The organism is Cohnella sp. GbtcB17 (assembly GCF_019091135.1).
Lineage (GTDB): Bacteria > Bacillota > Bacilli > Paenibacillales > Paenibacillaceae > Cohnella.
Genome location: NZ_JAGXJW010000030.1, coordinates 1 through 13,747 on the forward strand (window position 1 = coordinate 1; position 13,747 = coordinate 13,747).

The 13,747-nt window shown below is 61.4% G+C and carries 13 protein-coding genes; all 13 read left to right on the forward strand.

What is annotated here, in order from left to right; all coding sequences use genetic code 11:
* Positions 1–266, forward strand: a 266-nt coding sequence (locus tag KVT38_RS17310) for a 3-methyl-2-oxobutanoate hydroxymethyltransferase (protein ID WP_217594992.1), incomplete at its 5' end; no start/stop codon positions are given.
* Entirely contained in the window at positions 263–1,165 is a 903-nt protein-coding gene (gene panC, locus KVT38_RS17315; RefSeq protein ID WP_217594993.1) for a pantoate--beta-alanine ligase, read from the forward strand. The genes KVT38_RS17310 and panC, both read left to right, overlap by 4 nt.
* A 6-nt stretch (positions 1,166–1,171) precedes the next feature.
* The gene (panD, locus tag KVT38_RS17320; RefSeq protein ID WP_217594994.1) at positions 1,172–1,555 is read left to right on the forward strand and encodes an aspartate 1-decarboxylase; all 384 of its coding nucleotides are present in this window, start codon (positions 1,172–1,174) and stop codon (positions 1,553–1,555) included.
* A gap of 70 nt (positions 1,556–1,625) precedes the next feature.
* Positions 1,626–2,288: a hypothetical protein gene (locus KVT38_RS17325; RefSeq protein WP_217594995.1), complete on the forward strand. Its 663-nt coding sequence runs from the start codon at positions 1,626–1,628 to the stop codon at positions 2,286–2,288.
* A 47-nt stretch (positions 2,289–2,335) separates the two neighbouring features.
* Positions 2,336–5,413, forward strand: a complete 3,078-nt coding sequence (gene dinG / locus KVT38_RS17330; protein WP_217594996.1) for an ATP-dependent DNA helicase DinG — start codon at positions 2,336–2,338, stop codon at positions 5,411–5,413.
* Positions 5,410–6,096 (forward strand): redox-sensing transcriptional repressor Rex, encoded by a 687-nt coding sequence (locus KVT38_RS17335; RefSeq protein WP_217594997.1) that lies wholly within the window; start codon positions 5,410–5,412, stop codon positions 6,094–6,096. Before dinG ends, KVT38_RS17335 begins: the two co-directional genes overlap by 4 nt.
* Entirely contained in the window at positions 6,093–7,397 is a 1,305-nt protein-coding gene (locus tag KVT38_RS17340; RefSeq protein ID WP_217594998.1) for an amidohydrolase, read from the forward strand. Before KVT38_RS17335 ends, KVT38_RS17340 begins: the two co-directional genes overlap by 4 nt.
* A complete protein-coding gene (locus KVT38_RS17345) occupies positions 7,394–7,918 on the forward strand; it encodes a cell wall elongation regulator TseB-like domain-containing protein (protein WP_217594999.1) in 525 nt (174 codons plus the stop codon). Before KVT38_RS17340 ends, KVT38_RS17345 begins: the two co-directional genes overlap by 4 nt.
* A 282-nt stretch (positions 7,919–8,200) precedes the next feature.
* Complete coding sequence (locus KVT38_RS17350) at positions 8,201–8,734, forward strand: hypothetical protein (RefSeq protein ID WP_217595000.1); 534 nt, start codon at positions 8,201–8,203, stop codon at positions 8,732–8,734.
* Complete coding sequence (locus KVT38_RS17355) at positions 8,727–10,226, forward strand: AAA family ATPase (protein WP_217595001.1); 1,500 nt, start codon at positions 8,727–8,729, stop codon at positions 10,224–10,226. Before KVT38_RS17350 ends, KVT38_RS17355 begins: the two co-directional genes overlap by 8 nt.
* A 200-nt stretch (positions 10,227–10,426) precedes the next feature.
* A complete protein-coding gene (locus KVT38_RS17360; protein ID WP_483298180.1) occupies positions 10,427–10,990 on the forward strand; it encodes an RNA polymerase sigma factor in 564 nt (187 codons plus the stop codon).
* Positions 10,977–12,266, forward strand: coding sequence for a hypothetical protein (locus KVT38_RS17365; protein WP_217595002.1), 1,290 nt, complete (start codon positions 10,977–10,979; stop codon positions 12,264–12,266). The genes KVT38_RS17360 and KVT38_RS17365 overlap by 14 nt, the downstream gene beginning before the upstream one ends.
* A 128-nt stretch (positions 12,267–12,394) precedes the next feature.
* Positions 12,395–13,558, forward strand: a complete 1,164-nt coding sequence (hisC, locus tag KVT38_RS17370; protein WP_217595003.1) for a histidinol-phosphate transaminase — start codon at positions 12,395–12,397, stop codon at positions 13,556–13,558.
* Positions 13,559–13,747 lie beyond the last annotated feature (189 nt).

Consider the following 13,747-nt stretch of genomic DNA (forward strand, 5'->3'; position numbering starts at 1 on the left):
CGATCGCGCTCGGCATCGGCGCCGGTCGCGGCTGCGACGGGCAGGTGCTCGTCTACCACGACCTGATCCGGTACGGCTCGGGCATTCGCGACAAACGGTTCGTTAAAGCCTACGCGGACGTCGGCGAGACGATTCGCGGCGCCGTTTCCCAATACGTAAATGAAGTGAAGACCGGGCGATTCCCCGAGGAAGCCCATGCGTTCCCGATGCAAGCGCAGCCCAAGGAAGCGCCGACCACCAAATTGTACGGAGGCGAAGCCCAATGACGGCAACTTTAACTAAGACGCCAACGGTCGTCCGCACGATCGCGGAAATGCGCGACGCAGTCCGCGCCTACCGGGCGAAGGCGGGCGCAGCCGCATCCGTCGGCTTCGTCCCGACGATGGGCTTTCTGCACGACGGTCATGCGAGCCTGATCGACAGGTCCGCCCAAGACAACGGGTTGACCGTGCTCAGCATTTTCGTCAATCCGCTTCAGTTCGGTCCGAACGAAGACTTCGAGCGGTATCCGCGGGACGAAGCCAGGGACCTGGACGTAGCCGCCCGTGCAGGGGCGGACATCGTCTTTATGCCGGGCGTCGCCGAGATGTATCCGACGCCGGCCGCGACGCAGATTACCGTCACAGGCGTCACGGAGCGCCTGTGCGGGGCGAGCCGGCCCGGCCACTTCGACGGCGTCGGCATCGTTGTGACGAAGCTGCTGAACATCGTGCAGCCCGATCGCGCGTACTTCGGCCTGAAGGACGCCCAGCCGGTCGCCGTCGTGGAACGCATGGGCGCCGAATTGAACCAACCGGTCGAGATCGTCCCTTGCCCGATCGTACGGGAATCGGACGGACTGGCCATGAGCTCGCGCAACGTGTATCTGTCCGAAGACGAGCGGCGCGAAGCGCTCGTCATCTCCCGCACGCTGGCCAAGGTGCCCGCATGGATCGGCTCCGGCATGAACGCCGCGCAATTGACCTCCGCCGTGAGGGAAGGCATATCGGCTTCTCCCTTGGCGGATATCGACTACGTCGAGACGCTGACGTATCCCGGGCTGCAGCCGCCCGCGCCGGAGGCGCCGCTCTCCGCTTTGAGCGAGCGAATCATCGTCGCGGCGGCGGTCCGGTTCGGACGCACGCGCCTTATAGACAATATTCTCATTACCCAACCGGAGGCTTGAGACGCTATGATGAGACAAATGATGAAGTCCAAGCTTCATAGGGCGACGGTGACCGAAGCCAACCTGAACTACGTCGGCAGCATCACGATCGACGAGGACCTGCTCGACCTGGTCGATATATTGCCGGATGAAAAAGTGCAAATCGTGAACAACAACAACGGCGCCCGCTTCGAGACATACACGATTCCTGGGCCGCGCGGCTCCGGCGTCGTCTGCCTGAACGGCGCTGCGGCACGGCTCGTGCAGCCCGGAGACAAGGTAATCATTATCGCTTATGGCTACATGGAAAACGAAGAAGCGAAGCGGCACAAGCCGAAGGTCGCCATATTGGACGAGGGCAACCGGGTCGTTCAAATGATGGCGCAGGAGCCTCATTCGACCGTCGTCTGAAGCGTATGAAAGGCCTCCGGCAAACGCAGAATGAGCAATACAATTCGTCTGCGACTGGGGGCCTTCATCCGTGATTCAGCCTTTTTTTTCCGCCATGAACGACGTGTTGGACGAGATGATCGAACGCTATCCGAATTCGTCGCCGGACGAAAAGTTGGCGCTGGAAGAGCAATGGAACGTGTTAAAATCGATGAGTGATGATATCATTGAGTCATGGCTTGCGCTTGAGGAAAAGATGGGCGATTACAGGCGGCGTCGTCAGGCAGACGATGCCGGCGGCTTCAAGGTCATGCCGGCGGTCCCCGCGCCGCCCGCCGAATGGCCCGCTTCCTTCGTGAAGGGCCAAGGTTACTTTAAGCTGTACATGTTCCGCGAATGCGCCTGCCAGTTCGAGCAAGTGCTCGCGCGGTACGCCGAATGGTCGCTGGCGCGCCTGTTCCTGGCGATGAGCCGGATGCATCTGGGCGAGTTTGCCGAAGCGCACCGTCATTTCCAGCTTGTAGCGGGCACGGCCGACGAACCCAAGCTGCAGGCGATTGCCTTCAATGCGATGGGCTGCGTACAGGCGGTTCAGGCGAATTTGGCGCAGGCCCAGCATTTTTTTCGCAAGGCGATGGAGCTCGACCCCGGCTTCGCGGACGCGAAGCACAACTTGGACGCCTGTCTAAGCGATGCCGACAGCGTACAGCTCTCCTTCGGCAGCGCCGAACTGACGGCGCTCGCGCCTGTCTGATTGCCGGGCGGCGCGGCGAAGGCGATATGCAAGAAAGGAAGTCATTCATGAAATTCGCGGTTCTCGACTTTGAGACGACGGGTACGTCGTCCCAGCACGATGAAATCATCCAAATCGGCATCGCGGTCGTGGACGACACGGGCGCGGTGTCTTCCGTATATCAATCGCTCGTGAAGCCGACGCGTTCGATCCCGGCTTTCATCACGACCCTGACGGGAATCGGGGACGCGGACGTCGCCGACGCGCCGGCCATCGAAGACGCGGTAGCCGAAATGGTGCCGCTGCTTCACGATGCCGTGCTCGTCGCGCACAACGCGGGCTTCGACGCCGCTTTTTTGCAGGCCGCTCTCGACAAGAGCGGCTATTTGCCGTTTTCCGGCAGGGTGCTGGACACGGTCGAGCTGGCGAGACTGGTCTTCCCGTTTTTGCCTTCGTACCGGCTGACGGCGATCACGCACGGGCTCGGCATCGCGCACGACCGGCCCCACCAGGCCGACAGCGACGCGCTTGCGACCGCCGAGGTGCTGACGGCCTGCATCGGCCGGCTGCGGGCGCTGCCGACGCTCACGCTCGAGCGGCTGTGCGAGCTCACGGACGGCGAGCGAAGCGACCTTGGCTGGCTGCTGACTTCGCTTCGCGCGGAGCGGGATACGACATGGTTCGAAGAACCTGACGGCTATCAGTACTACCGTCAGTTCGCGATGCGCATCGCCGATTGGACGGACGACGACGAAGGGCGCGAAGCCCAGCGGCTTAAGGCCGAGCGCGAGCTGTCCGGCATGCCGTTCGAGTCGTATCTGGACGCCGTCGAAGGTCGCATGAAGGAGCTCTTTCCGGGCTACGAGCCAAGAGAAGGGCAGCGTATCATGTACGACGAGGTGCATCAGGCGCTCAGCGAAGATTTGCACCTGCTCGTCGAAGCGGGCACCGGCACGGGCAAGTCGCTTGGCTACTTGCTGCCCTCCCTTTATTATGGATTAAAAGAAAATAAAAAAATCGTCGTTACGACCCATACGATCCAGCTGCAGGAGCAGCTGCGCCAGCGCGACCTGCCGCTGCTGCAGGACGTGCTTCCGGTGCCGTTTAAGGCGGCGGTGTTCAAAGGGCGAAGCAACTATATGTGTCTGCGCAAGTTCGAGCAGCAGATGCAGACGCCGGCGTTCGCGCTGTCCCGGGAGGAGGCCGTGGCGCGCGGGCAGCTCGCCGTCTGGCTGTCGGAGACCGAGCGGGGCGAGGCGGAGGAGCTGAACCTCGGCAGCCGAGCCAAGGAGGAGTGGAACGCGGTCGCAAGCGACGCGGATTCCTGCCTGAACCGGCAATGTCCCTGGTTCCGCAAATGCTTTTATCATCGCGCGAGGCAGGATGCGCTGAAGGCGGATCTGGTCATCACGAACCACGCGATGGTGTTCACCGACATGCGAGCGGAGCATCGGCTTCTTCCCGCCTACGACAGGCTCATCGTCGACGAAGCGCATCATATGGAAGAGGTGGCGAGCAATCATCTCGGGCGCAGAATCGGCTACGGCGCGCTTCCTTCCGCGCTCGCGAGGCTTGCGAAGGACGCGCGGACGGGGCAGCTGCCCAGCTTGATCTCGCAGCTGACCGGCACGGCCGAGAGCGCGAGCGGAACTTGGGCGGAAAAGCTGGAGGAGCTGCTGCCGCGCGTGCACGAGCTGCGGGAATCGTGGGAACAATGGACGGACAGGCTGTTCGGCTTGCTCGCTTCGGGCGCGGCCGCGGACGAGACGGGCGGTCTCAGCTACCGGCTGAAGCCCGACGCCATGCCAAGAGATTGGGAGTCGATCCGCGTAGACGGGGACAACGTCGTGCTCCGTCTTTCGGATCTCGTGCGGCCGCTCGAGAAGCTGCTCGCCGAGATTCGCGATCGCAGCGAAGATTTCGCCCTGCAGAGCCTGTTGACCGATATGAACGGCTCGGTGAAGGAGCTGTCGAGCGTCCGAAGCGACCTGCAGTCGTTCGTTTCGATGTCCGAGACGGAGTGCGTCTATTGGATCGAGGGGCATACCCAGTACAAGAGTCGATCACTCTGGATGTATATCGTGCCGGCGGACGTCAGCGGCCTCCTGAAGGACGGCTTGTTCGGTCAAAAGGAGAGCATCGTTCTGACGTCGGCGACGCTGACGGTGGACAAGTCGTTCCAGTACGTCAAGGAGCAGCTCGGGCTGGACGAAGCGGAGCAGCAGGGCAGATTGCGCACCGCGCAGCTCCCATCGCCGTTCAACTACCGGCAGCAAGCGCTGCTGCTCATACCGCGGGACTTCCCGTCGATCAAGGGCAGGGACGGCGAAGCCGCGTTTTTGCAGGCGCTGACGACCTCGCTCGCCGAGGTCGCGACCGAGACGCGCGGACGCATGCTCGTGCTGTTTACCTCACATAAGATGCTGAAAACGGTATACGAGCCGCTTAAGTCCGCGCTCGCTCCGGTGGACATTCAAGTGCTCGGACAGGGAATGGACGGCAGCAGCCGAAGCCGGCTGACGAACCAGTTTATGGAACAGCCGCGCTCGGTGCTGCTCGGCACGAGCAGCTTCTGGGAAGGCGTCGATCTGCCGGGCGACGCGCTGACTTGCCTGGCGATCGTACGGCTGCCGTTTCAGCCGCCGAATCATCCGGTGACCGAGGCCAAGAGCGAGCGCTTGACGGCGCAGCGCAAAAACCCGTTCATGAAGCTGTCGCTCCCGCAGGCGGTCATCAAATTCAAGCAAGGCTTCGGCCGGCTCGTGCGCACCGCCTCGGACAAGGGCATCGTGGTTTTGTACGATACGCGGGTCATCGATACGAGCTACGGCAAATACTTTTTGTATTCGCTGCCCGGACCGAAGATGGAGCATCTGCCGCTGGCGGGCCTGGTGCCGCGCGTGCGGGAATGGCTGCATCCGGCGGATGCGGCGACCGCGGAAGCCGCCGCCGATGCGGAGCGTCCGCCTTCGGCGACGCCGGCTTCGGACGCGGAGCCGGATCCGGCTGCGGCGCCCGCTTCGGGTGCGGTGCCGGACGCCGTACCCAACGCTTCGCAGGAGGCGCCGGCCGACAAGGCCAAGCCGAAGCGAACCCGAGCGAAAAAATCGAAGCAGGACGCCACGGAAGGAGAAGTCTCCAGTTGAAGCAAATCAAAATATCTGAAGCGGTCGTCAGGCGCCTTCCGATCTACTTGCGCTACTTGAACGAGCTCAGCATCAGCGACGTTCAGACGGTGTCCTCGCAGGATCTCGGAGACAAGCTCGACCTCAATCCCGCCCAAATTCGCAAGGATCTCGCCTACTTCGGCGAATTCGGCCGCAAGGGCGTCGGCTACAACGTCGGTTATCTGATCGAGAAAATTCGCCATATTCTCAATCTCGACCGTCCGATCCATGTGGCGCTCGTAGGTGCGGGGAACCTGGGTCGAGCGCTATGCAACTACAACATGTATCTTAAGGACAACATGAAGATCGTCTCGGTGTTTGACGACGATCCCGCCAAAAAAGGCGTGGCGATCGGTCATTTGACCGTCAACCCGATACAGATGCTGCCGGACGAGGTGAAGGACAAGGATATCTCGATCGGTATCATCACCGTGCCTGCCAGCGAAGCGCAGAAGGTCGCGGATCGCTTCGTCGAAGCGGGAATCCGGGCGATTCTGAATTTTGCGCCGACGGTGCTCAAGATTCCGGCGGGCATCCGTATCCACCATGCGGACTTCACGAGCGACCTGCTAAGCCTGGCTTATTATATGGATCACGATTCGGATTCGGACGGGGCGAATGAGCCCGTGTCGTCCGACGATACAGAAGGAGCGGAACAATGAAACGTTGGCTGATCGAGAACGGCATTTTCGCGGAGCTGACCGCCGAGCGGCAAATTTTCGAAGGGTGGCTCTGCGTCGAGGACGGTTATATCGCCGCATCGGGCGAGGGCGAGGCGCCGCCGGAGCTTCGCGACCAGGCGGAGGAGATCGTGAACGGAAGAGGGCTGCTGTTCATGCCGGGCCTGATCAATACGCACGGCCATGCGGCGATGTCGCTGCTGCGCGGGCTGGCTGACGATCTCGTGCTGCAGGATTGGCTTGAAAACCATATGTGGCCTATGGAAGCGAAATTTACGGGCGATGACGTGTATTGGGGAACGTCCCTTGCCGCGGCAGAGATGATATTGAGCGGTACGACGACCTTCGTCGATATGTACGATCATATGGACAAAGTCGCCGAGGTCGTCGCCCAGGCGGGGCTGCGGGCGACGCTGACGCGCGGCGTCATCGGCCTTTGCCCGCCCGACGTCCAGACCGCGAAGCTGAACGATGCGATTCAGTTCGCGAAGGACTGGCAGGGGGCGGCGGACGGCCGCATCCAGGTGATGATGTCTCCGCATTCGCCATACACTTGTCCGCCCGACTACATCGAACGGATCGTGGCTGCCGCTCACGAACTGAATTTGCCGCTCCATACGCACATGTCCGAGACTGCTGCCGAAGTGGCGCTTAACGTCAAGCAGTATGGCGCGCGCCCGGTCGAGCACCTGGACAAGCTAGGGCTGTTCTCCCGTCCCTCGCTCGTCGCTCACGCCGTCCATCTGAACGACGACGAGGTCGCGCTGCTCGCCGAGCGCCGCGTCGCCGTCTCGCACAATCCGGTCAGCAACCTGAAGCTGGCCAGCGGCGTGGCGAGAGTACCCGAGCTGCTGCGTGCGGGCGTGACCGTGTCGCTCGGCACGGACAGTGCGGCGAGCAACAACAATCTTGACCTGTTCGAGGAGATTCGTCTCGCGGCGCTTCTGCACAAAGGCGTGTCGGGCGATCCCACGGCCGTTCCTGCTGCAGAGGCGCTGAGGATGGGTACGCTTTACGGCGCCCGTTCGATCGGACTAGGCGACGTGACTGGCAGCCTGCGTCCGGGCTTTAAGGCAGACATTACCGCCGTCTCGATCGACAAGCCGCATTTTATGCCGCGCACCGATTATATTTCCCATCTCGTGTATTCGGCCAGCGGCGCGGACGTGGCGCACGTATGGGTCGACGGTCGACGCATTTTGCGCGATCGCGAGCTGCTGACGCTGGACGTCGAGCGCATCCGCTTCGAAGCGCAGCGCAGCTTCGAGAGGCTGCGGGGATGACGCCGAGCCGCATCGCCGAGCGGAGGCGCCAGTCGCCGTGGACAGGCTGGCGGCTGACGCTGATCGCGCTCGGCTTTCTCGTATTCGTCGCGGTCGTATTCGTCGTTTACGTTCGCAGCGCGGATGCGGATTACCGCGGCGAAGAGCGGGCCGCTGCGGCGAAGGCGAAGCAGGAAGCGGGACTGACCGAGGTCGACAACGTATCCAAGCACGTATGGGACGATTCGGTTTGGGTCGTCGAAGGCAAAGATGCCTCGGATACGGATTGGTTCGTATGGCTTCGCAAGGATGGCGTAGTCAAGGAAAAAGCATCGGAAGGATACGACGCCGAACGCATCCGCAGCCGATTCAACGCCGATCATCCGGGCAAAAAAATCGCGCGATTGCTGCCCGGCTGGTTCTCGGAACAGCCCGCCTGGGAAATCCGCTACTTCGACGATCCCGCTTCGAAGCGGCAAGCGATCGTTTTTTATTCGTTCAAGGACGGAAGCCTGCTGAGGACGTATAATTTGGTCTCATAGTTCGTTTGTTGTACAAGGTTCACCAGCATCCTATTACATCGCCGACCTGCGCCCTTGCCGCGCAGGTCTTTTTTGTGATCGTATCATTAACAAACTAAGTTGTTCGTTGGGACTAGTAAACGCAAATAACCTACCATTTACCCCGCTCACAAATATTTGACACAACTTTTTAAGCAATGATATATATTTAGTCTATCAAATTATGATATACTAGCTGATGTATTGTTGATGCAGAGACGTTGCAGCCGAATTTACAACATATAAAAGGAGGCCAATGCCTAAATGAAATTGCGAATCCTGCCTATAGCGACGACGGCCGCTCTGTCTGCGGCGCTGTTGTTCGGCGGTTGGTTTGCTTATCGTCATTATGGCGTGGAGCAGCCGCTCGACCGCGCGGCGACGAGCGTACAGGGCGTCGAATCGGCCAGCTCGGACATGAATGCGGACGGTGTCACGATCAAAGTGAAGCTTAGCGATACCGCGGATCTCGCGGATGTATATAGATCGGTGAAGAAAGAAGGCGCTCGCGCGATCGGCTCGAAGACGCTCACGCTCGTCGCCGAGAATTCCGATAACGAAGCGCTGGAAAAAGTGTGGCGTTCGGCTCTGTTCGACGTGGCCCAAGCGATGGACCGCAAAGAATATACCGACATTCGCGACGCGATGACGAAGCTCGAGTCGGAGACGCCGGGGCTTAGCGCGTCCACGGAGATCGACGAAGAAAACGTATATATCAGCCTGCGTCTCGCCGGCAGCGCCAAGTACGTGATTCTGCCTCGCCAGGGCGAACAGATGGGGGTGTGGCCGAATGCGTAATTGGAGAACCTACGGGAAAGAGATCGCGATCGGCTTCTTGCCTGTATTTATCGTGTTCATGATATTCGTTGGCGTACCGGCGCTTCCGCTGCTGCTCGGCGCCGGCCTCGTCGCGGGCCTGCTGTTCATGGCCAAATCGCGCAGCGGCATGGCGTTCGGCGGCGCGGCACGCAAGGGACCGTCGCGTCCGCCCGCATATTTGACCTTCGAAGATATCGGCGGACAGGAGCAGGCCAAGCGCGAGCTCATCGAGGCGCTCGACTTTCTCGTTCAGCGCGAGCGGATCGCGAAGCTGGGCATCCGGCCGCTGAAGGGCATCCTGCTGACGGGCCCTCCCGGAACGGGCAAGACGCTGCTTGCCAAGGCTGCCGCCAAGCATACGAACTCGGCGTTCGTGGCGGCGTCGGGCAGCGAATTCGTCGAGATGTACGTCGGCGTCGGCGCCGGCCGCATCCGCGATATTTTCCGCCAGGCGCGCTCGCTGGCGGCCAAGCAGAAGCGCGACAGCGCGATCATCTTCATCGACGAGATCGATGCGATCGGCGGCAAGCGCGACGGCAGCCAGAACAAGGAGTACGACCAGACGCTTAACCAGCTGTTGACGGAAATGGACGGCATCCAGGGCGACGAGTCGGTCCGCGTGCTGATCATCGCCGCCACCAACCGCAAGGAGCTGCTGGACAATGCGCTGACACGCCCCGGACGCTTTGACCGACATATTCAGGTCGACATGCCGGACCGGCACGGACGCGAGCATATTCTTCGCCTGCATGCCAGGAACAAGCCGCTCTCCGAAGAAGTGTCGCTGGCCAAGGTCGCCGAGGAAACATTCGGCTTCTCCGGCGCGCAGCTCGAGAGCGTCATGAACGAAGCCGCCATCTACGCCATGCGCGAGGAGAGCGAGACGCTGCGTCCAGCGCATCTGGCGCAGGCGATCGACAAGGTCATGATGGGCGAGCGGATGGACCGCGAGACGACGAGCGAGGAACGGGAGCGCGTGGCGCTTCACGAGCTCGGTCACGCCATCGTTGCCGAGAGCGTGCGGCCGGGCAGCGTCGCGCAGGTATCGCTCACGCCGCGCGGCCAAGCGCTTGGATATGTACGCCATCATCCGCGCAAGGACAGCTATCTATATACGAAGACGTACCTGGAGGCGCAGATCCAGATTGCGCTCGGCGGCGCAGTCGCCGAAGAGCTGCACTACGGCGGCCGCAGCACCGGCTCGCGCGGCGACTTCGATCAGGCGACCAACATCGTCAAGACGCTGATCGAGTCGGGGATGACGGATCTCGGCATCATTCATCCCGAAGCGCTCACCGCGGAGCAGTGGTCCAAGGAAAACGGCCGCATCCTGGACGCCTTGACGGACCAGACCCGCAAGCTGCTGTCCGGTCATATGGACACCTTCGCGAAGCTGCTCGACATTTTGATCCGCGAAGAGACGCTGTCAGGCGAGGAGCTCCGCGCGCACTTGAGCGCCGCAGCCGCCTGACCGATATCGAAGAGGCCGTCCCGCTCAGCCGAGCAAGGCTGTGCGGGGCGGCCTCATTTTTATTGCGCAGCTGCGGCGTTGCTGCAAAAAGTTGCCTGCATCGCATAGGCACGACAGGAAATGACCGAACCAAATAATTGTGGTAACATAATAATTTGAACCGGAAGTCATTTGTCTTCGTCCAATAATGAGGTGGTTGTTTGCAGAACTCCGACGCCAATTTCGAGTACTTAAAATATATGAGCGATTCCGACGACAAAAAAACGGTGCTCCACGAGCTGATGACCGCATACGGCAAAGAGGTGTGGAACTTCGCCTACAGCCTAACGCGGAAGTGGGACGTGGCGGACGACGTGACGCAGGACGTGTTCATCAAGGTTTTCAAAAATCTGGACACGTTCCGCAGCGACTCGTCCATCCGCACCTGGCTCCTGACGATTACGCGCAATACGGTGATCGATCATCAGCGCTCCGCATTCATTCGGCGGGTGTCGCTGACGGACTGGAGTCTGGATACGGGCCAGCGGCGCTCCGTCGAGGACGATGTCATCGAACAGTACGCCGTGAACGACCTGTGGAAGCAAGTGCTGAAGCTGCCGGTCAAATCCCGCGAGGTGCTGATCCTGTACGCGCATCATCAGCTGTCGCTGAAGGAGATTGCGGACGTGCTGGGCGTGACCGAGGGGACCGTCAAGTCGCGGATGTTTCACGCTCGTCGCAAAATCGCGAAAATGAAGGAGCGCAACGGCCATGGAACCGAATGATAAAGACCTCAAGCAGCAGCTATCGCGCGGCCCGCTCATCAAACACGGTTTTGACGCCCGGCTCGTCGCCCGCATCGAAGAGGCGCTCGAGCGTCCCGAGCGGCGACGCCATCCGCTCCTCCGATTCGGCTGGCACGGCGCGGGTCTCGCGGCGATGGCCATGCTGCTCCTGTTCGCAGGCCTGTGGCACTGGTCGTTCGGCTCGGGCGGACCCGCCGGCACGATCAATCTGCAGCGGGCCGGACAGACCGCCGGCACGGAGGCGCCTTTGTTCGCCGACGCCGACGCGGAGCTGCATTCCGCGCTGCTGCTCGGCCTTCGCGAAGACCCGAAGAGCGAAGATGGCAGCGTCGTCAGCAGCTACCGCACGCTTTTTATCGCGCCCGAGGACGGGCAGTTCGAGCTCTCGGCGCAGGGCGACGGCATCGTCATGCCGTACGGCCAGAACTTCTGGAAGATCGAGGCCATATCGTCCGACCCCGGCAGTGCCGCGCCCGCTCAGAAGCTGATCGCCTACCCGGTGACGGGCAAGGACGCGGCCAAGACCGACGTGAACGCGCTTCGCAAAGCGGCCGCCGCGCCGCTGGCCGAGCGGCTGTTGTTCGTCGGCAACAAATACGTATCGGTGGAGCAAAATCCTTCGGACGCTCCGAACCGCGTCTACCGGTGGGTGAAGGACATGGACCAGCTTGCGAAAGGCGCGCTGCGTAGGACGTTCGAGCCCGAGTCCGAGCCTCATGTGTCGCTCGAGGAAGCGATGAAGACCGCAGAGGCGACCGAGACGCCGGTGGCGCTAAAGGATGCGCCGGAGCCTTCCGAACGCACCGAGCAGTGGTCCATCATCCGCCGCACCGGCAGCTGGGTGGCAGCTGCGCCCGACACGTCCGGGCAGCCTTACGCGCCCCTCGCGAACAAGACGCTTGCGGAGCTGCCGACCCCGCTGCCCGAGTCGATCAACAAGTTCGATACGCTGTATCCGACTTGGTCTCAGGTTCTCGAGATCGAGCCGGGCGCCAAGGATGCGTTTTCGTCGCCGAACGAGGACATGCTCGTCATCGTCCTGGACGACGAGCTCGTCGTCTACCCGTACCATATGCAGGGCGGAGATCAGAACCCGCTCCGGATTCCGCTTCAATCGAACGAGTCGCTTATTATGGCTCAATGGGCGAAGGAAGACAAATATCTGGACAGCTGGAAAAAGCAGCTCGCCACAGTGCTCGTGGACGACGTGTTTGATCGAAGCGTAAACGACACGTTCGATCGAAGCGTGAAGTAGCTCCGCCGTCATGACTGCAATTCGCCGTAAGTTTGCGAACTGCAGTTATTTTTTTGCATTAACGCTTTACCATATTAACGCGGTGATATAATATAAGAATATAAATCGCCAAGGAGCTGATCTTTACTATGGAAAACCATGACCTGCACTGGAAACAGCAAGCCGTCCCCACAGCAAATGCACGCAAAGAGGCGAGCCCATCCCCTAGGGCCGTGCTGGCAGACATGCAGCCTTACGTACCCGGACGCTCGATCGCGGACATCCGGGCGGAATTCGGACTTGAACGGGTCGTCAAGCTGGCATCGAACGAAAATCCGCTCGGCCCGTCCCCGCTGGCGCTTCAAGCCGTACGCGAGGCGCTGCCCGACATGCACCGGTACCCCGACGATCGTGCCGGGCAGCTTAGAAGCAAGCTGGCCGCGAAGCTGTCGCTCCAAGCCGGACAGCTCATCGTCGCGAACGGCGCAGACGAGCTCATCACGCTGATCTGCGAGGCTTATCTCGAGCCGGGCGACCGAATCGCGACGTTCGCGCCGACGTTCAGCGAATACAGCTTCGGCGCGCGGCTCATGAACGCGGAGACGGTCTCGGTTCCGCTTCCAATTTCGTTCGCGCTGCACGCGGACGATCTGCTGACCGCGGTGGACGACCGCACAAAGCTCGTTTTTGTCTGCTCACCGAACAATCCGACCGGCACGTACTTGCCGAAGACGGAGCTGGAACGTCTCCTTTCCAGACTGCCGGACGGATGCCTGCTCGTGCTGGACGCCGCCTACTCGCATTTCGCGGACGCGCGGGATTATGCCGACGGATTCGAGCTGCTGCGGGAGGGGGCGCGGCTCATCGTGCTGCAGACCTTTTCCAAAGCCTACGGACTGGCAGGCATCCGGGCCGGATATGCCGCGGGTCCCGCGGACATCGTCGCTCACCTGCTTGCCGTCAAGGAGCCGTTTAACGTCAACGCGCTCGCCCAGGTCGCGGCAGCGGCGGCGCTGGACGACGAGGCGCATCTGAAGGCGACGCTGCACACGAACGCGGCGGGTCGCGTGCATTTGCGCGAAGGACTTGATCGGCTGGGCGTGCGGTCCGTGACGTCGCAGTCCAACTTTATGCTCGCGCACTTCGGCGATCGAGCGGCGCTCGTCTACGAAGGACTGCTGCGGCGAGGCGTCATCGTCCGCGGCGGCGCAGGCTGGGGGCTGCCCGATTGGCTGCGCATCTCGGTCGGAACGACGGAGGAGATCGACCTGCTTCTCGCCAGCTTGTCCGACGTATTGCGATCGGCGCAGTAGACGCGCGGCAAACGCCAAAATGCGCCGTACGATCGGCTAAAGCCGTCTTTCCCGCACCATCGATGGCGCCTTCCGCGCTTGTCACATTCCCGACGCAAAACCGACGCAAACCATTCCCGGATTCCGCGGGCCGCGTCGGTTTATGTCGGTGAGCGGGTATGTTAATATGGGAAAGTCAGGTTGGATGCA

Coding starts and splice junctions, on each gene's coding strand:
- panD (WP_217594994.1), top strand. CDS start 1,172: ATGATGAGACAAATGATGAAGTCCAAGCTTCATAGGGCGACGGTGACC.
- KVT38_RS17340 (WP_217594998.1), top strand. CDS start 6,093: ATGAAACGTTGGCTGATCGAGAACGGCATTTTCGCGGAGCTGACCGCC.
- KVT38_RS17355 (WP_217595001.1), top strand. CDS start 8,727: ATGCGTAATTGGAGAACCTACGGGAAAGAGATCGCGATCGGCTTCTTG.
- KVT38_RS17345 (WP_217594999.1), top strand. CDS start 7,394: ATGACGCCGAGCCGCATCGCCGAGCGGAGGCGCCAGTCGCCGTGGACA.
- KVT38_RS17350 (WP_217595000.1), top strand. CDS start 8,201: ATGAAATTGCGAATCCTGCCTATAGCGACGACGGCCGCTCTGTCTGCG.
- hisC (WP_217595003.1), top strand. CDS start 12,395: ATGGAAAACCATGACCTGCACTGGAAACAGCAAGCCGTCCCCACAGCA.
- KVT38_RS17365 (WP_217595002.1), top strand. CDS start 10,977: ATGGAACCGAATGATAAAGACCTCAAGCAGCAGCTATCGCGCGGCCCG.
- panC (WP_217594993.1), top strand. CDS start 263: ATGACGGCAACTTTAACTAAGACGCCAACGGTCGTCCGCACGATCGCG.
- dinG (WP_217594996.1), top strand. CDS start 2,336: ATGAAATTCGCGGTTCTCGACTTTGAGACGACGGGTACGTCGTCCCAG.